The following is an 18,453-nucleotide window of genomic DNA, read 5'->3' as shown; positions in this document are numbered from 1 at the left end:
CACTTGGTAAAGTGTTGTCTAATCATATTTTTATTTTTTTATTAATTTAATTAAATTTTTCAAAACATTAACTAATTTAGTTATTATTACTTTTAGCAAACGAAGCAATATTAATGCCATTTTGTTGTAGTTTTTGTCGCACTTTTTGTGCCATCGCTAAAGCGCCAGCACTATCGCCATGGACACAAATTGATCCTGCCTCAATACGCACAAATTGCTCTTCGATAGACATCACGCCACCATCATTAACCAATTGCAACATACGGTCGGCAACTAGCTCAGGATCGTGCAATACAGCCCCAACCTCTTTACGAGAAACTAAAGTACCATCAGCATGATAAGCTCTATCGGCAAACGCTTCAGCAACGACGCTTAAGCCACTTTCTTTAGCCCATTCAATCAGTTTTGAGCCAGCAAGAGCAACCAAAGTCAATGTCGAATCAACCGCACAAAGCGCATCAATCACCGCCATTGCTTGACGTTTATCGTGTGCAATAGTGTTATATAATGCGCCATGTGGTTTAACGTAAGTCACTTTGGTACCAATTGATGTGGCTAACCCTTTAATTGCCCCAATCTGATAAATTACATCAGCGGTTAACTCATCGGTTGCAACATCCATATTACGACGACCAAATCCCACTAAATCAGGGTAACTTACATGAGCACCCACTTGGACATTATTGGCTTTGGCCGCTTTTAATGTTTTTAAAATACCTGCTGGCGAACCAGCATGAAATCCACAAGCAATATTCGCACTGCTAACAACATTTAGCATTGCTTCATCATTACCCATTTGCCATTGACCAAAGCTCTCGCCAAGGTCACTATTTAAATCAATACATTTAGTGATTGCCATATTGTCCTCTATTTTAAATAGTTAAAAATAGTCGCAACCGACATTATGCCCATATACCAAGTAATTGCGCACACAACTAAACCTGACAACAATAACCATCTTGGATAATGATACCCTGACATAAGATCAGCACGTCGCCAACCAATATAAACAAAAATAGTTAACCCAAGCGGTAAAACTAAACCATTAAAACCACCAGCAAAGACTAATAATGATACAGGTGCAGTCCCCATAATTAAATAAATCGCAAGCGAAACAACAATAAAAATAATGGTAGCAAACTGACGTTGTCTGTCTGTAATAGTACGTTTAAACGGAGTAATAAACGTCATTGAAGTATAAGCTGCCCCAATAACACTAGTGATGGCTGCTGCCCATAAAATCAAGCCAAAAAGGCGCAATCCAAACTCGCCCAAAGCTGCTTGAAATGCTTGCGATGCAGGGTTAGCAGCATAACTTGAAATATCAATTGTCACACCACTTGCCACCACGCCTAAAATGGCTAAAAATAAGATATAACGCATCAAGCCAACAACCATAATTCCTTTAGTTGCAGCGCCTGAAACATAATCAATATGCTCAGCACCAACCATACCCTTATCAAGTAAACGGTGAGCACCTGCGTAAGAAATATAACCGCCAACTGTCCCACCAACTATGGTCGTAATTGAAGCAAAATCAACATGGCTTGGAAGCACTGTCTCTTTTAAAGCTTGACCAATCGGTGGATGCGATGCGAACACCACAAACAGTGTCAAAAAAATCATCAATAAACCAAAACCGATCATCAAACGATCTATAAAATGACTCGCTTTACGGGAAGAAAATATGTAAACCGCTAAAAGTGCACTAATTGCCCCTCCCCATTTAGGATCAAGGCCAACAAGTGCATTTAAACCTAAACCTGCACCAGCTATATTACCAATATTAAACACTAATCCACCAAATATAATTAGCACTGCCAGCAAATAACCACTAAATGGAATGGTTGCATTAGCTATATCTGAAGAGTTCATTTTGGTTAATGCCACAATTCGCCAAATATTTTGCTGAACAACAAAATCGATAATAATAGAGGTTAAAATACCAAATCCAAAAGCAGTACCAAGCGTAACGGTGAAGGTAGCGGTTTGAGTAATGAAGCCTGGGCCAATTGCTGATGTTGCCATTAAAAAAATAGCACTTATTAATGAAGCACGCCGATTTTTAACAAAAGCAACAGTACTACTGCTATGATTTTCCATACCGATGTTCCCTCTAAATATTTATAATTACAAATCTATCCAATGTTATTTATAAGCAATAACTATGCCATAACTTAAACAAAGTTTGATAAATGTTAGTTAATATAATTACTGTTTTTTAAGCAAAAAACTAATTAAAAATAATTATAATGATTCATCATTAAAAAGTAATAAACTTATAATACTCTAATAAAGAGCTGATATGCACCAAAATGGTATATATACATATTCTTAAAATAAGGGGATAAATTTTTTATTAAAAGTGACTAAAACATAATAATGTTTATATAGTTGTGTGTAAGATTATTTTAAATATTTTTAAGGAATAACAGTTATTAAGTGCTTGCAGGTTAAAAAAGAGTTTCCCACCCGCCTTCTTGGGGATGGAAAACATTGATATTTATTATAAAAATGCCATTATATTTGAGAAGTTAACTACAAGTAAGTTATTACATTATAACCTCAAATAAGGTTATTGATGTTAAAAAATAGCTACCACTAATGGCAAGCCCATAAGGCAATGTAACAGATTTTTTTTTGAAGGATCTGTATATTATTGCAATGATTGCCATTGGTAACCCCAAAAAGGTGATAACGACTAAGAAAAACGGAACACTATTTATTGGAATAGAGCTCAAAAGAACAGTAATTAATTTTATATCTCCAGCACCAACAAGTCGGCAATAAAACATGAATAGACCGCAAATTAAAAATATAGCTGATGCAATATAATCTAGATGCCCTTTGCCAAGGGCAAAATTCAAAATAACTAAAATGAATATTATTATAACAATTTTATTTGAGATAGTTCGATATTTTAAATCCGTATAACATGAAAATAACAAACATGCCCAAATAGCTAAAATAATAATATCATTGATTAATTCTTGGCTAATCATTATAGTCTTTATCCTTGACCAGGAACAAAATCTTTACCATAAACTTCTTTCATCGCTTTTGGCAATTCTTTTATTTCTACTCCTGGCCACTTAATAGGGTTCACTGATGAATAATATTTATTCCATAAATTCCAGCCTACTCCAAAAGCTTGTCCTTCATCATTCCAATAAATCAGATTCTCTTTACCTCCATCGATTTTAGTCAAATTACCAATAATATCCCTTTTTATTGGTATATAACCATACATTATCTGCCAATTGTGTTCATCATTAGCCGCAACCGTTATACCCCATGTGTATACTTCCCCATCATTAGTGATGGCAGAACATCCTGCATATCGGCAATAAAGCGTATTAACATTATTCATAACAAACTGAGGATCGGCTACATCTAGCTCGTTATCTACTTTATATTCATTGCCATTCTTATCAACTTGATACATCAGACGTGTTTTTTTTTCACCTCCTAGATAACCAAATCCTATACCCAAATGATTGGCAGCCCCCATAGCCCACACTTCACCTTCCGAAGTTAAAAATGCAGTATAGCGATTCCCTCCCGTAATAGTTACTATATCTCCACCACTAATACCAGGGGGAAGATTAGTAATTTGCACTGGGTATGTCCGGTAAACATGTCCTGTTATTCCTCGTGCACTATTTCTAAACCCATATTGACTTGACTCCTCATCTCCCCAAGCAAAAACCTCACCACGTTTATTTATAGCCCAGGCAGATTCATAACCCGCCCCAATCAATACAATTGGACTATCATTAAAATACGATTGAGGAATACGATGAAGTTTTGTTGGCCCAATAACTAACGAACCATTCGCCATTTGGCCGTAAGCTGAAGTTCCCCAAGCATAAACTTCCCCACTTCTGGTTAAAGCAAAAGAAGTATATTCCCCTGCATTTGTCATGATGACATCTTTACCTTCTAAAACTAAGGTTGGTATAGTTTGAAAACCTCCTACATTTCCGGCCTTAATAGCTGATGCTTGCCAAGCTCGATTGTCACCCCATGTCCAAACATCACCATGATCATCAAGAGCAATTAGGTGATATGCTCCTGCCGTTATTTGCGTAATATTAATCCCTTTATTGACAAAAAATTCTACTCTGTAAGGAGGCATCGAAGAACTATAACCCAAAGGACCACTACCTGATATACCAGCATCCCTGTAACCTGTAAGCCAAACATCTCCATTTTCTATCGTAATTCCTGTATCAATAGAGTTAGTTGAAGTAGGGTTTTTTACAAATGACTTTGTTGTCAACACGACGGTATCACTTTTTTCGTTTGCAAATAATGAAAAGCATAAACATGATGTAAATAATACTATTAACTTAATTAGTTTCATTTAGAGTAACCTCTATTTCATTATTGATTAGATTCATCTTTATTAACAAAATTACCTGTCTCTGTCTGAATAATTTTTACCATAGTATCAAATAAACTCTGATAATCTTGAACCTCGTGTAAATATTCTCTATTGCCATTCATACAGTTAGTAAACCATTTTCCGTATACTTGTTTATATTGTTCATCGGTTGTTAGATTGGTTGCATTAGGATCAAGTTTTATATAATGGATCGTCGCCGTATTAGCTACTTTTTTAATATAGCCGTTATTTTTATTAGTTGCTGAAGTTAATCCAGTTGTTATTGCTTGGCAAACACCTTTTTCCAAAAAATCATCTCTGAGAATATCTGCTCCAGCATCGTCTTTACCGTCTGTAATAATAATCATCATTTTATTATTGGCAGAACCATTTGCTATTACTGGGACTGTTCTTAACAAGGCAGTTATAGTGTCTGTTCCTCCGCCAGGTTGCCAATTTTCATTCTGAATATCATTTAGTAAATCCAAATTATGATTTTTATTTTCACTAAAAGGAACTAAATGAGGAGACGCCTTAAATTTTTCAATATGCTTTGATGCTTCTAAAAACCTTCGATTGTTAGTTGACAAATTGATCACTTTTTCGCTCATTATGTTATTACTATATAAAGGTGATTGGCACATTCCAAAAAATGGCGAAAAATCACTAACAGTAGGCGAAATAAGTCGATTAAATGTTATTGTATTACTGGTTATGCCACTGAACAATGTATCAATTGTACCTTGTACATCAACTGTTTTAGTGTTAGCAAATGAATAATGCACATCAGAATATTTTCCCGAAAACATGTAATCATATAGTTGAACAACCTTACCATATTGCCTTTCAATAGTTTTCTTATTTTCATCACGCAATGGATAATCAGGATTATTTTCACCACAAGCATACCTTGCTTTTCCCATATTAAGTACTTCAGCTTGATGCCTATTACGACACAATCCACTGCGCTCTAAGGCACTATCATTATCTAATTCTTTCGCTGGTCCAATTATTTTTGAATAATAACGATAATTAAAATAATCTAAATAATAAGTAACCGTGTTAGCATATTTACCTAAATAGTCATAATCTAAATAACTCTCTCTCATTTCTCCGTTATCTTTTAAATTACTCCATCTAGCATATGCAATGTTTTTATTTGCCCAAAAGTTATAATCAACTTTATCATAGGGGCTTTTCAATTTGTACATAACTGAACAACCATAACTATCACCACCAGCTAGATTTTTAGTGTTTTGCTGAACAGGAACACCAATATCATAAGGAACTAATGCAAATTTAATATCTGGGTACTTTTGAAATTTCTTAATAATATCAGCTATTGCTTTTTTCATATATTGAAGGCGTTGTTGATCACTATTTCTATTTTGAGGAGAGTAGTCATTACAATTTGGATCGCTATATTGGCATGTTGCTGAACCTGAAAAATCAGTAATAAAAGCAATATCATATGCGTCATATCTATTAAATTTCTTTGTATTACCATAACTTTCAGTTTTATTGCTAACGATCATGGATTGATTTAATTCACCAACTTTTCCTTTGTCTTTACTACTCGTTAACAAATCAACTTTCTGTTTATAGGCAATACTATATACCTTTGTGTTTTTATTATACTCTATATTAATAGAGGCATCGGCATCTTCTACTAAATCATCACTAATTTTTTGAGAAACAAAATAATTAATATAGTTCAATGCCATCTTACGATTTTGTTCAATTGCTGTTTTATCAGCATTTTCATTGTTTAATGCAATAATCGCCAATGAAGCTTCGTTAGTCGCTTCAGAGATCCTTGCACGGTCACGCATTGTTTGAGTATGATTTATTGAAATTAACATACAAGTTAGCATTGCAGGAAACATCAGGGCAAAACTTATAGCAGCACTCCCTGAAGAACACTTAAAAAAAGATTTCTTATGATCAATTTGTTTATGTCTATTATGGCTCATATAATATTCTCAAAAGTGTGTTAGTTACCGATAATAAATTGGACAATTTCCATTAGAGCTTGAAATATCATTACAACGTGATAACACTACAATATTGCTACATAAATTTGGTAAAGTATCAGTAGCTTTTCTGCTTGAACTAAACCATTTTAAATAAAGGCTTTCTTCGTTAACTATACACATACTAACTCGATATAAAGGAATCCAACGTCCTGCTAATCCTGTTGTCGGATCAACAACGCGTTCAACATACGGAACAAGTTTGGAATAGTCAGTAAGTGAGTTATTTGAATTATCAGTCATACTGGGTAATGAATTAAAATAGTCCCCAACACCCCCATCATTACATACACCTGAGGAGCAAGATCCAACGCTTAGATTAACAAGTTGCGCATGAGCCAAGCTTTTAGGGTTAGCAACATCTTGAAAAATAAATAAACTATCAACTTTTAAAGTAACATTACGTCCATTTAGTAATGAACTTGCTAGTCGACTGAGTTCTTCCACTTGAGTACCATCAAATAACTCATGAGAATTAAAACAGGTGTTAGAATCAGCACATAATGCAGCCACCTCTTGAACTGTCGAGCCTTTTATAACTGGATAAATTGCTGATCTTTCACGAAAAATAGAAGCTACAGTATAATTTGCCCGCTCTAATCTATTTTGTAACATGATACTGCTGTAAGTATCATAGATAATAAATACTAAAAGTGAAAACAAACAAAAACATGCTGCAAACTCTATTGAAATTATACCGTCTTTATTACGAAAAAAATTATCAGAATATCTCATTTGCTATTTCATTCCTTTAATTATCAATTATTTTAATAAAACTCACGGTAAACAATAGTCTTCTTTTCCAGAGAACTGTCAAGTATACGACCAAACAGCTTGGAGAATATAGCATTGTAGTCATACTTCAATTCAAATAATAGTATTGGAGCATCGCTAACTGGAGTATTTAGGCAATTATTATTAATTGCCTCATCAATTTTTTTACAATATTTCACAGTTATTTCAAATTTTTGTGGATCTGCTATATAAGGCCATAAAGGCACTTCAGAATTAATCAATTCCTGTAACTGTTGATTATAGTTTGCATTTTGAGAAATCGCCGTTTTTCTAGTTATTTCTGTAGTCACCAGATCTAAAGCCGAACCAATAATCATAATTCGACTAAATTCTAGTACAAATAAAAATAGAACAATTAAATAAGGAAAAACAATTGCAAACTCTATCGAAACACTTGCATTTTTTTGACCGAAGAATAATTTCCAATATTTAAACATAATTTTTGCTCTACTCTATTATATGAACGATTAATCTTTCTTTTTCTTTAATATTGAAAAAGACATCTTTTGTTTATTTTTTTTGACTTTTTTATTACCAATAATAGCCGCAGCCATTTCATTTATTTCACTGCTAGTATGTGCTTTTTTAAATTTATCTAATCTAGGAATAAATTTACGTATAAAATCGATATTTCTACCTAAGAATTCTTCAATATCCTCATTTTGCAAAGCATTTTTTTTATCATAAGGAAGGTTTTCATTTAAACAAACCAAAAAACGTTTATTTAATAAATCCGTATTTTGTGTACTAATACGTGCAATTTCTTCCAAAACTCTCTTAGCAACTTTGATTGAAAAGGGATCTCTATTTATTACAATAAACACAATGTTTGAAAGCTTTATGATTTCATCAAAATGCTTAAACGAAGATTGCAATCCCATATTTTGATCAATAACAGTAATATTGAATTGACCTGAATTTAGATCATCATATTTCCAAGCCTTATCAGCAAGTTCAACTTTTACTCGTAAAGACATTTCAATATCAACAATTGAACCATCTTGAGGAATTGGTGTTTCAAATAAAAAGTCTGCATTAGGACTTGTAGTTGCACCTTGGATATAAAGAAGCGGATAATTTGTTAATGAGCTAATTTTTTTTAGTGTATGAACTGCTAATGATGAAGTGCCAATTCCACCTTTACAACCTAAAAATGTAATAACGCTACCTACTCTTTGGCTTGAACCTGGTGGAGTAATACTCCTTGAGTGTAAGATATCAGGAATTTTCTCTAATTGTGTATTTTCTAATAAAAAATGAATTCCTTTTTTTAATAAAAATTCAGAAAACTGGATTGAATCATAGCTACCAACAAGTATTGTTGATGCTTGAATTGGAAAAAAACGATTGATATTTTCTGATAATAGCTCGGCATCACCTTCATCTTTAATATCTAAAATAATAGCATCATATTTATTCCAACGTGGGTCTTCTTTTAATTCAGATAATTCTAATGAGAAGATCTCCATGGCTAACACATTATAAAGGAAAAGCACCGAACGAATATTTTCAATCAATTCAGCTCTTTTGCTTAAAATAGCGATCTGAAAACCAGAAATGCGTCCAACTACAAATTCTTGTGATGGTTCTTTTGATATATCTTTATCTTTTTTATTACCAAATAATTGCATAAGAATCTCACTAATTGTTTATTCAATAAAACCCATATCGTTAATAAACTTTTCACTTTCATTAGATATTGGTACTGTGTTTCGTCGTTGTTTATTCATATTATTCTTGATATTAAAGAAACTATTTACTGCATCTGTTCGCTCTAAAATTGGTAATTCTACACCATCAAAACTATTATTAGGTGTAACTAAATTAACTGTTGCAAATACGACCATTTCAGTCTTTTCACGACCTGTTGTAGTACTACGAGCCAATGCTCCTAAAATAGGAATCTCACTAACAAAAGGAATACGAGATAATGTTTCTGAGTCCTGTTCACTAATTAATCCAGCAATAACAAAGCTGTCACCATCAGATAAATCAATGGTAGAACTTGTTTTTCGAGTTTGTAAAGTCGGTATATTATAGTTATTAAAAGCATATGAACCTGCAACCGAACTCACTTCGTTATTAATAAATAATCTGATACGTTTGTCATTGTTTACTTTAGTACTGATATTTAATTTAATACCATACTCTTTATAGGTAACTTCAGAATCACCATCTTTACCTTTAGTCACAATGGGAATCTCACCACCAACAAGAAACGCTGCACTTTCGCCAGATAATACAGATAAATTAGGTTGTGCTAAAATTTTAGCTAAACGATCATTTTTTATAGCACGAATCATTGTAGTAATGTTATGAATATTAAATCCTTTTTTTAGACCTAATAGAGTAAACTCACCAATATTGTTCATCTTAAAATCTTGACCTTTGGCCATACTATCTAATGTTAAACTTTGCCACTCAATACCCAATGAATCAGTAAAAGTTTTGCTAACTTCAACAAAAGTCAATCTGACATTAACTTGATACTCTTCAATTACCCTAATATTATCGATAATATTGTTATATACATAGTAATCTTGAAATGTAAGTTCTTGGTTGACAAAATCTTCACCCGTTACTTTATTCCGTATTCGCTCTGCATTTTGTCCAACAAGTGTACCTACAAGCGCCATGATTTTTCCTTTTGTTGTAGTATCGGGGGCAGTACCATTTAGTACATAAACAAATCTACCACTTGGGTCACCGTTATCGTAACGATCTATTGTTACGCTACTATTTGGAAAGTTTTGCGCTAGTCTATGTGTAATCTGAGATAAAAGTGGATCGACATTAATGGTGTCATTAATGATAATATTATTTGCATCATCATAAACAAGTAAACTAGTTCTACCATTTTGTTTACCATATATAATTAGCGATTTACCATCAACAACTTCATAATTTGCCACGCTGTCTTGGCTAATAAAAACTGTACCTACATTCTCAGGTAAAACAATTGTTTTACTTTGCCCTATCTGTAAATTGTGAGTATTAGCAAAAACCAACGGAGAGAAGCTAATTGATAATAAACAAGCTAGCAGTTTGATTTTGTTCATAATTGGTTTAACTTTTATTAGCATTCTTAATTCCCTTTTAGCAAATTAATCTGTTTTTTCTTTGAGAAAATAGCTTTATCAGTTAATGGCCATTTCTTTTCTTTATCACTTAACAAACGTAATCCATCATCAACATTTTGTTTATAAGTACTTGGATACATCATAACTGTGGAATTAGTCATTAGTGTTCTTAATAATTTAATTTCTTGATTTGAAAGTTCTAATTGAACTTGCCCTACCTCTCTTCTCTGAAATTTTTGATCTATTGTATCTCCTAGATCAATATAGAGAATCTTTTTACCAACAATAATTGGTTTTATGCGATTTTTAACAAAATCATCACTAGGTGAAACTAATCTATTAGTATTAGACTTAGCTATTTCATCATCACTGTAAAATATATAAAGATCAACAAGATCGCCACTCTTTAGATTTTTTACCAAGTATGAATCAATTTGATCCAATTTGAATGGAAACACATAATTTCCTTCTTTTATCGCTGACATTAAGTATTCCTCTGAATTAGGTGCAGCAATAAAACTTCTTTCTATAAATGCATCTTTTGCAATATTATTTTTAGCAACATAAGCATCGATTTCTGTTGCATCGCCTATATATTTGGATTTGTCATTAGACCCAATTTTGACTTCTATCGATTTAAAATAATAGTCATCCTTAGTCAAAATTTTACTTTTACTAATACTACGTTTAGCAGCTGCTACGGTTATGATTTCTGTTTTAGGTTCTTCTTTTTTAGGTTCTTCTTTAACTTGAACTGGTTGCTGAACTATAGGCTCTGCAACAGGCTCAGGCGATGATTTAGTAAATAGTAATGCCAGTCCCACAACTAACATTAATATATATAGAATAATTATTTTTTTTTGTTTCATGCAAACTCCCTAAAATTTTATATCTATTGTTATTATTTTTTTTGCACTTATTTATTCTCTAAATAAAAATCGAATGCAAAGCAATGAGCTTTACCGTTAGAATTAGGGCCTGCATCGAAATCCTTCACTATTGAGTCCTGTTTTGTTTTTATTTGTAAAACTAATGTTTTTTCGGCAGTTAAAGTTCCTGTAACATTAGCAAAATCACGGTCACTACGAGAAATTTGGTTAATGATATAATTTATTCCTTTGCTAGGAAGGGTTACGTCATATAACGATAATTTGAACTCTGTTGGTGAAATTTTTTCAATTACATATTGATTTTTATTTAATGGACTAACTGTTTCAAAAGTTATTCTACTAAATTTTCGATGTTCACCAGATCGAACAGCTAAAATAGTCGATTGAGTCGTCGCCTGATTGATCTGATTATTTTGTTTAGAATCTGTTTTATTAACAACTGTTGAATTAGTTGCGGTAGCTTGAGAAGCTGTTTTGGATTCAGTTTCTGAATCTAATTTAGCCACACTCGATAATTTAGTACTAATTTCCGACTTATCAGTTGTTTGTGAATTAGTTACTTTTTCAGACTTAATAACTTTTTTGTCCGTTTTATTAACCTTTTGTGATGCCGTTTTTTCAATTGTATACTGCTTTTGATTATCACTTTGCGCTGGCACAATTTCATTAAATTTAATTGCTTTAATTGGCTCGATCTGTTTTAGTTCTTGAATTAATATTTCTGGCTCATTAGATAACCTATGCCCTAAACAAAATGACTTAGCTAATTGAATTTTATTTAATTTAACCAACGTGTAAAGCAAGTTATGAAGAATGGTTTGGTCACGATACCCTTTTGTATATAAAATATTTAAGTGCTTATAAGCCTCATTATAATCTTGATTCAAAATTGATAGCATAGCTAGATTATTTGTGACTTTGTTCTCATCATAAAAGTTTTCTCTAGCTAGATTGAATGAATATCGTGCAGCATCATATTGTTTCTTTTTCAACAAAACAATACCTTTTACATTATATGCTTCACCATTTTTAGGATTAATCGTGATTGCTTTGTCTAAATATTCTAATGCAGTATCATTATTCCTCATTTTTGATTCAACATGACCATACAAAACAAAAAGATTATCATTTTTGCTCTTATTCAAAACAGGAGTTAATGTCCTTTTTGCCGCTTCATAATCATTAGATAAGTAATAGACTTGAGCAAGTTTATATCTTGTATCTTCAGTATCAGATTTTTGTAAACGTTGTTTATAAAGCTCAATTAAACCGCCATAATTTTTTGTGGTTTCATGAATGAAAATTTTTTGTTGCTCATTTAAATCGTATCTTAAGGTACTATTTTGACATCCACTAGCAACAAACAATATTGAACATAACACAATAAATTTTGGGTTTATTAACATTTTTGGTTTACAGCATTTTAAAAAATCATTCATTATCTCTAGATCCCTAATTATTCATCTCACCTAATGTCGATATAATATTCATAATAACTGGCGCAACAACAACAACAAGAACAGGAACTAAAAAGAATACCATCATCGGCATTGTCATTTTAGCTGCAATAGCAGCAATTCTTTCTTCTATTGTTAATTTTTGTACTTCTCTGATTTCAGCTGATAATTCTAATAAAGCGTCATAAATCGAATTACCATAACTAATACTCCTTTTTAAAGTAATACAAAACATTCTGACTTCTTTACACGGTACTTCTTTCAAAATTAAATCAATAGCGAGCTCGATACCATTAACATCCATCATTAAACAAGCTCTTTCTAAAATAGTTGCCACATCCCCATTAATTGGTTTTACTTTTGTACTTAAATATCTAAAACCATTTTCGACTGTCATGCCTGATTTCACCATAATTGCCATCATATCAATGATCAATGGTAAATCTTGTGAAATTCTTTTAATTCTTTTTTCTGTCTGTTTTTTTACTAATCTATCAGGCAGAATAATGACTATAATAATAATAAGGAATAACACCATTAGTAATATATTTGAACTAAGTTCAATAAAAGAAAATACTTGATTCACAAGATAAAAAAATGAAAATCCGATAATAATAGCGTAAATCTTCCAACTATTTTGTTCTTGAAAACGGCGCAAAAAAGTTAAGCTTATACTATTTTTTGCAGCGAGTCTCTCAAAAGCAAGGTTTCTTTGGTTAATATGCTTTTTAGGTGCTCTCTTTTCTTCATTTTCATTATTTAATAACAAATTAAGTTTTTCTTTTCTTTGATGCAACAAATATAAGCAGACTAATTCTCTACTACTTATAAAAATTAAAATAATGGGAATTAATATATTTAATAAATTCATCATAATTTAAATGACCTTACTAACCATTCCTTTTATAATGAAAAGCCCAATAGCAACACTACCAAATATATAATATAAAACATAATGACCAACTGTTGTGCCAACCAATTGTTCATAATTTGCTGGTGAAGCAAATTTAAGAATAAATACAAAAGCAAAAGGCATACCGCCTAGTATTTTCATAGTCATTCTTAATTCAGCCGTTTTACCGTCTCTAGTTTTAGTTAAAATTCGATTGTTTATTAACATTTTTGTTAACCGACTAAGAACTTCTTTTAATTCTCCACCACTATCTAGATTAACCATTACTGTCAGAATAAAAAAATAATATTCTGGAAATGGAAGCCTTAAATAAGATCTTATCAACACATCCTCAATATTTTCACCAATTTCAATTCGGCTATCCACATCCTTCATTACTTCACCAACAATTCCACCAATAGAATTTCCACACGTTTTAAAACTTGTTGTTATTGCGCCACCAGATGACACAACACCTGTAATGGTGTTTAATGCTTCAGGAAATGTATCGTAAAACTCTTTTTTTAACTTTCTTTTTTTTATAAAAATAATTATAACAATTGTGATAATAATACTAGCTAAAGTAGCAAAATAGCTATTATAGTTAATATACTTTTCATTCAATATGATACCCGCAACTGTACCTGCAAAAATATAAACAAACAACCGACTTTTTGATTGCCCCATTACAAGAAAATTGTAATCAGATCTAATCATCATTTTAATATCAAAGCTGATGCGTTCCCAAAAGGATTGCTTTTTTTGAGATAATTGTCTTTCGACCAAACTTGATAACGAAGTATTTTTAGTTTCGACATTATAAAATACTTGTAATCGCCCACTACGGCGATGCAATGCAAAAATATTTATAACGGCAACAAAAATAAGTACAAGCGAAAGAAGTAAAATCATGTTTTTAAACCTACTGCATTTAACATTAGTTTTTCTAACACATCTGACATTTCATAATATTGAGCACTATCATAAAGTGCAGATCGCCTAACTAATCCATTACAGACAAATTCACCTTGAATCTTACCATTTCCATCTCTTTCGTCATGAATTTTAAACTTAAAAACGTCATGAGTAACAATATTATCGGATTCTAATCCCATAACTTCAGTAATACTCATTACTTTACGTTGTCCATCTGGAAGGCGTGAAGCCTGAATAATATAGTTAACGGAAGAAGCAATATAATGTCTAATTGCAACAATAGGTAATTCAGGTTGAGCCATAATGATCATACTTTCTAATCGAGATAAAGCATCTTTAGCAGTATTGGCGTGTAATGTCGACATTGAACCATTGTGCCCCGTATTCATAGCTTGAAGCATTTCAAAAGCTTCTTCACCACGGCACTCCCCTAAAATAATTCGATCTGGTCGCATACGCAATGCATTAACTAAGAGATTTTGCATAGTTACTCTTCCACGACCATCCTCACCACCTGATTTGGTTTCCATTCTAAGCACATGATCTTGCTGCAACTTTAATTCAGCGGCATCTTCAAGTGTAATAGTTCGCTCATGTTCACCAATAAATCCAGACAGTGCATTAAGCATTGTTGTTTTACCAGAACCTGTTCCACCTGAAACAATAATATTCATTCGACATCGAGCAGCGATAACTAAAAAATTAGCCATGTCCTCATTTAGTGAACCATAGTTGATCAAGTCATGAAATGTTCGACGGCCAGTACCAAATTTACGAATTGACATCGACGTTCCATCAATGGCAACTGGAGGAATAACAACATTAAGTCGGCTACCATCGGGCATCCGTGAATCGACTAAAGGATGTGCCTCATCAATATTTTTACCGACTTTATTGACTAAACGTCTTGCGATATCAAGTAGTTGACGTTCGTTTATAAAAAACTTATCCGTTTTGGCAAGGACCCCGCCCCGTTCAACATAAATACTATAAGGACCGTTGACTAAAATATCATTAACCGTTTCATCTTTCATTAATGAGTCAATTGGACCATAACCAATAATTTCATCGCAAATCATACCTGCCAATACACCAGATTCATCGGCAGTAATATAAGCATTACCAGAATTAACAATATCTCTGATTATTGTTTGAATTTCACGCAAAACTCGATTGGGTTCGTTTTTTAATTGCTCAATTAAATCAAGATCAAGTACTTGAAAAACTAAATCACGAACTCTACCCCATTCTTCAGAAAATTTAGATTGTGCATTAGCCATAACATTTATTATATTATTTTTTACATTACAAAAAAGTTACTAGCACTTTAACTCGTGCTAGTAACTTTGACTTAACAAAGATAATAATACATTATCTTCAAACTAAATTAACCAGCAGTAGATACCGCATTGATTGTAGTAGTTACTTTAGTTTTTAAAGTACTAAAAACTTCACTTAACATTGACGCTACTGGACCATCACCTTTAAAGACAACGAATACAACAGTAGCAACACCTGCTGCAACAATTGCATATTCAATTGCTGTTACGCCTTGCTCATTTTTAACAAATTTACCTAAGAAATTTCTTGCTTGAGAACGAATTGCTGATAAATACATCATTATTTTCTCCTTTCAAATATTTTTTAAAATTATTACTAAAAATTTATACTTCCTTATCAAGAAGTGTACATATTCTACACTAATAAAATTAAAATAACTAGCTATCAATCGAAAATTGTATTTTTATAATTTACATCATGGTTATCGTGTAAATATTGACCATCAACAAGATAATATTACTTCTTTTTTTTCAAAAACATGTATTTTTAAAAATACAATAATGCCCTCTATTTAATAAAATTTAATTGAAAAAATATAATTGATTATTATAATTTTTACAAAATAACGATAAGATAACTAAGATATACTATGAAATCATATGGAATTGAAAGAAGTTCCCGTTTAATTTTACTGTTAATCTATACTTTCATTAGTGCTATTTTTGCTTTTATTTACCTTACTAAGTCTGGTGCACAGCGGGATGGATTTTGTTTTGAAAATCCTTTTTTTTATCTAATTACAATAACAACTCTATGCTTTATTGTGTTAGTACATGCAAGCATTAGTAGTCGTCATAAACCCATTGTTGCCTTTGGCTCTTTATTTTTATTTCTTTTTTTATCTGAAATCAGTTTTTGCATTTTTTATGGGGAAATAATATCAGAAGGAGTACTTGATTCTATTATTGAGACTAATTCTCACGAAGTGATGTCAATGACTAAACAGGCCTTGCTCATAATAGGTCCTGCGTTTATTACAACCTTTCTTATTTTATTTGTTCTTAAAAAATTAATTTTCGTTAAATTTAGGATTTTTGTCCCCCTATCTTTGTATATACTTATACTATCCGTTGTTCTTTTATTCCTAGTAACTAAGTCATCACTAAAGTCTGACATTAAAAATGGTCATCTTAAAAGTAGTGTTAGTGTAATTCGAACAATATTCCCTGCTGTGCTTGGCGATTTATCCTATCTTTTGGCTAGTTATGCATCAACAGATATCTATTCAAATACCAATGAAATTGAGAAATTTAATCAAGCTGTGATTTTACCTCCTAATAAGTATGATAATGACTTAATCGTATTTATTATGGGCGAATCTTCTTTAGTTTCCCGCTATAGCGCTTATGGTCATCATCAGCAAACTACCCCTTTTATGACCAATATTTTTAGTCAAAATGGCGGATGTATTATCCCAAATAGCCACTCAGCAGCCGCTTTAACCCGGGATTCTATACCAATGACACTTTCATTCAATGTGCCCGAAAGCAATGATAATTTGTTCGATAATAAATCGATTATTGAAATGGCTAGGTTCAACCATTACAAAACCTATTGGTTAGCATCGGCTGCTCAATCAATTCAAGGTACATTTAATAGCAAATTTGGTTTTATTGCGCGTAAAAGCGATGTTATCACTTTTAGTGAAGATCTTTTGGATATTAATGTAAGTCAATTATTAGAAGACACCCTACAAAAAGATAATTTTCCAAAAAAATTTATTTTTGTGCATTTGCGCGGTAGCCATCAACCCTATAGCAAAGGTTATGATGAAGTTGATAAGTTGGCTTTACCTGATGTCGAAGAATATGATTTAACTATTCATCATACCGACCGTACAATCAAAGCATTATATGATGTTATCAATAAATATAGTAACAACTATACCATTATTTACACTTCGGATCATGGCGAAATTGTGAATGTTGGGCATGGTATAGGTGACAACGTTGACCAATTTCTAATCCCTTTTATGTTTATATCAACCAATCAACAATATAATTGCCAATTTATTGAATCATTTCGGGGACCAGATGGTTATTTAAGTGGACTTATGAATAAATATATTCTATCTAATCTTTTAGGCTATGAGATTGATCCGGCTATCCTTGACAAAGAAAAAAATAATGATCGAGTTTTTATGCCAAACAGTAGTGTCATGCCTTTTTTAGAAGTACTTAACAAGCATTAATTTGTGCTTACTACACGTTGAGGAATTGATAGAAATCGGCTATAAATTTTATACAAAATATTAAATGTACGTAAAAGTATAGCTCCTTTTTGTTATTACATACTAGAGGTTATCGATCTTTCAATAAAAAGAAAATAAAAAGACATTGTATATGATATAGTTTTGCCAAAAATTAACAACCTGGATTCAAACATGAAGTGCAATTTTAAACACGGTGGAGTGAAGAAAGTAGAAAGGTGATTTATACTAGCACCTTCGCACCACCACAGTTTGGAGATTGCTATGCATTATAATCACCTTTCTAGGAAGGAAAGATACCAGATTTTCGTATTATTACAAGCAGGAAAGAATAAAAAAGAGATAGCCCAGCTACTCAATAGACATCCTTCGACAATAAGTCGAGAGATAAAAAGAAACTCAAAACCTAATCAAACCTATCGAGCACATGAGG

The 18,453-nt window shown here is 32.1% G+C and carries 17 protein-coding genes; 2 read left to right on the top strand and 15 right to left on the bottom strand.

The genetic code is table 11. From position 1 onward, the window contains the following. Window positions 1-76: 76 nt before the first annotated feature. From A9G37_RS10320 to A9G37_RS10250, 15 genes are all read right to left on the bottom strand, one after another. A complete protein-coding gene (locus A9G37_RS10320; protein ID WP_034913909.1) occupies window positions 77-853 on the bottom strand; it encodes a LamB/YcsF family protein in 777 nt (258 codons plus the stop codon). Window positions 854-867: 14 nt separating this feature from the next. Beyond that, window positions 868-2,103, bottom strand: a complete 1,236-nt coding sequence (locus tag A9G37_RS10315) for an NRAMP family divalent metal transporter (RefSeq protein WP_034913894.1) — start codon at window positions 2,101-2,103, stop codon at window positions 868-870. 449 nt (window positions 2,104-2,552) lie between these two features. Next, window positions 2,553-3,002: an A24 family peptidase gene (locus A9G37_RS10310; protein WP_034913891.1), complete on the bottom strand. Its 450-nt coding sequence runs from the start codon at window positions 3,000-3,002 to the stop codon at window positions 2,553-2,555. A gap of 8 nt (window positions 3,003-3,010) precedes the next feature. Then, a complete protein-coding gene (locus tag A9G37_RS10305; RefSeq protein WP_065575454.1) occupies window positions 3,011-4,366 on the bottom strand; it encodes an RCC1 domain-containing protein in 1,356 nt (451 codons plus the stop codon). Window positions 4,367-4,386: 20 nt separating this feature from the next. Continuing rightward, window positions 4,387-6,249, bottom strand: coding sequence for a hypothetical protein (locus A9G37_RS10300; RefSeq protein WP_176701903.1), 1,863 nt, complete (start codon window positions 6,247-6,249; stop codon window positions 4,387-4,389). A 135-nt stretch (window positions 6,250-6,384) separates the two neighbouring features. Continuing rightward, the gene (gene tadF / locus A9G37_RS10295) at window positions 6,385-7,155 is read right to left on the bottom strand and encodes a tight adherence pilus pseudopilin TadF (RefSeq protein WP_065575452.1); all 771 of its coding nucleotides are present in this window, start codon (window positions 7,153-7,155) and stop codon (window positions 6,385-6,387) included. Window positions 7,156-7,187: 32 nt separating this feature from the next. After that, entirely contained in the window at window positions 7,188-7,652 is a 465-nt protein-coding gene (locus A9G37_RS10290) for a TadE/TadG family type IV pilus assembly protein (protein ID WP_065575451.1), read from the bottom strand. Between the two features lie 30 nt (window positions 7,653-7,682). Then, window positions 7,683-8,846 carry a hypothetical protein gene (locus tag A9G37_RS10285; RefSeq protein WP_065575450.1) on the bottom strand — a complete coding sequence of 388 codons (1,164 nt, stop codon included), beginning with the start codon at window positions 8,844-8,846 and terminating at the stop codon, window positions 7,683-7,685. 18 nt (window positions 8,847-8,864) lie between these two features. Then, on the bottom strand, window positions 8,865-10,298 hold the full coding sequence (locus tag A9G37_RS10280) for a type II and III secretion system protein family protein (RefSeq protein ID WP_065575449.1): 1,434 nt from the start codon (window positions 10,296-10,298) through the stop codon (window positions 8,865-8,867). A gap of 2 nt (window positions 10,299-10,300) precedes the next feature. Beyond that, on the bottom strand, window positions 10,301-11,164 hold the full coding sequence (locus A9G37_RS10275; protein WP_065575448.1) for a hypothetical protein: 864 nt from the start codon (window positions 11,162-11,164) through the stop codon (window positions 10,301-10,303). 47 nt (window positions 11,165-11,211) lie between these two features. Then, window positions 11,212-12,624, bottom strand: coding sequence for a tetratricopeptide repeat protein (locus tag A9G37_RS10270; RefSeq protein ID WP_065575447.1), 1,413 nt, complete (start codon window positions 12,622-12,624; stop codon window positions 11,212-11,214). A gap of 13 nt (window positions 12,625-12,637) precedes the next feature. Then, complete coding sequence (locus A9G37_RS10265; RefSeq protein ID WP_081297733.1) at window positions 12,638-13,516, bottom strand: type II secretion system F family protein; 879 nt, start codon at window positions 13,514-13,516, stop codon at window positions 12,638-12,640. 3 nt (window positions 13,517-13,519) lie between these two features. Continuing rightward, window positions 13,520-14,446, bottom strand: coding sequence for a type II secretion system F family protein (locus A9G37_RS10260; RefSeq protein WP_065575445.1), 927 nt, complete (start codon window positions 14,444-14,446; stop codon window positions 13,520-13,522). Beyond that, complete coding sequence (locus tag A9G37_RS10255; RefSeq protein ID WP_065575444.1) at window positions 14,443-15,750, bottom strand: CpaF family protein; 1,308 nt, start codon at window positions 15,748-15,750, stop codon at window positions 14,443-14,445. Before A9G37_RS10255 ends, A9G37_RS10260 begins: the two co-directional genes overlap by 4 nt. 107 nt (window positions 15,751-15,857) lie before the next feature. Next, window positions 15,858-16,091 (bottom strand): Flp family type IVb pilin, encoded by a 234-nt coding sequence (locus tag A9G37_RS10250; RefSeq protein WP_065575443.1) that lies wholly within the window; start codon window positions 16,089-16,091, stop codon window positions 15,858-15,860. Window positions 16,092-16,400: 309 nt separating this feature from the next. Here A9G37_RS10250 and A9G37_RS10245 point away from each other — a divergent pair, with 309 nt between their 5' ends. Then, a complete protein-coding gene (locus A9G37_RS10245; RefSeq protein ID WP_141671181.1) occupies window positions 16,401-18,002 on the top strand; it encodes a phosphoethanolamine transferase in 1,602 nt (533 codons plus the stop codon). 282 nt (window positions 18,003-18,284) lie between these two features. Further along, the coding region (locus tag A9G37_RS13685; protein WP_141671180.1) for a helix-turn-helix domain-containing protein at window positions 18,285-18,453 on the top strand (169 nt) is incomplete at its 3' end.

The sequence above is a fragment of the Gilliamella sp. GillExp13 genome (assembly GCF_001690815.1).
Classification (GTDB): Bacteria; Pseudomonadota; Gammaproteobacteria; order Enterobacterales; family Orbaceae; genus Gilliamella; species Gilliamella bombi.
The sequence above is the reverse complement of the archived record's forward strand: the minus strand, read 5'-3'. Positions and strand labels throughout refer to the sequence as shown.

Bases quoted from the DNA above. Each gene is read 5' to 3' on its own strand.
- A9G37_RS10300 (WP_176701903.1), bottom strand. From the start codon at position 6,249: ATGTTAATTTCAATAAATCATACTCAAACAATGCGTGACCGTGCAAGG.
- tadF (WP_065575452.1), bottom strand. From the start codon at position 7,155: ATGAGATATTCTGATAATTTTTTTCGTAATAAAGACGGTATAATTTCA.
- A9G37_RS10290 (WP_065575451.1), bottom strand. From the start codon at position 7,652: ATGTTTAAATATTGGAAATTATTCTTCGGTCAAAAAAATGCAAGTGTT.
- A9G37_RS10255 (WP_065575444.1), bottom strand. From the start codon at position 15,750: ATGGCTAATGCACAATCTAAATTTTCTGAAGAATGGGGTAGAGTTCGT.
- A9G37_RS10285 (WP_065575450.1), bottom strand. From the start codon at position 8,846: ATGCAATTATTTGGTAATAAAAAAGATAAAGATATATCAAAAGAACCA.
- A9G37_RS10250 (WP_065575443.1), bottom strand. From the start codon at position 16,091: ATGATGTATTTATCAGCAATTCGTTCTCAAGCAAGAAATTTCTTAGGT.
- A9G37_RS10260 (WP_065575445.1), bottom strand. From the start codon at position 14,446: ATGATTTTACTTCTTTCGCTTGTACTTATTTTTGTTGCCGTTATAAAT.
- A9G37_RS10315 (WP_034913894.1), bottom strand. From the start codon at position 2,103: ATGGAAAATCATAGCAGTAGTACTGTTGCTTTTGTTAAAAATCGGCGT.
- A9G37_RS10280 (WP_065575449.1), bottom strand. From the start codon at position 10,298: ATGCTAATAAAAGTTAAACCAATTATGAACAAAATCAAACTGCTAGCT.
- A9G37_RS10275 (WP_065575448.1), bottom strand. From the start codon at position 11,164: ATGAAACAAAAAAAAATAATTATTCTATATATATTAATGTTAGTTGTG.
- A9G37_RS10245 (WP_141671181.1), top strand. From the start codon at position 16,401: ATGAAATCATATGGAATTGAAAGAAGTTCCCGTTTAATTTTACTGTTA.
- A9G37_RS10265 (WP_081297733.1), bottom strand. From the start codon at position 13,516: ATGATGAATTTATTAAATATATTAATTCCCATTATTTTAATTTTTATA.
- A9G37_RS10270 (WP_065575447.1), bottom strand. From the start codon at position 12,624: ATGAATGATTTTTTAAAATGCTGTAAACCAAAAATGTTAATAAACCCA.
- A9G37_RS10310 (WP_034913891.1), bottom strand. From the start codon at position 3,002: ATGATTAGCCAAGAATTAATCAATGATATTATTATTTTAGCTATTTGG.
- A9G37_RS10305 (WP_065575454.1), bottom strand. From the start codon at position 4,366: ATGAAACTAATTAAGTTAATAGTATTATTTACATCATGTTTATGCTTT.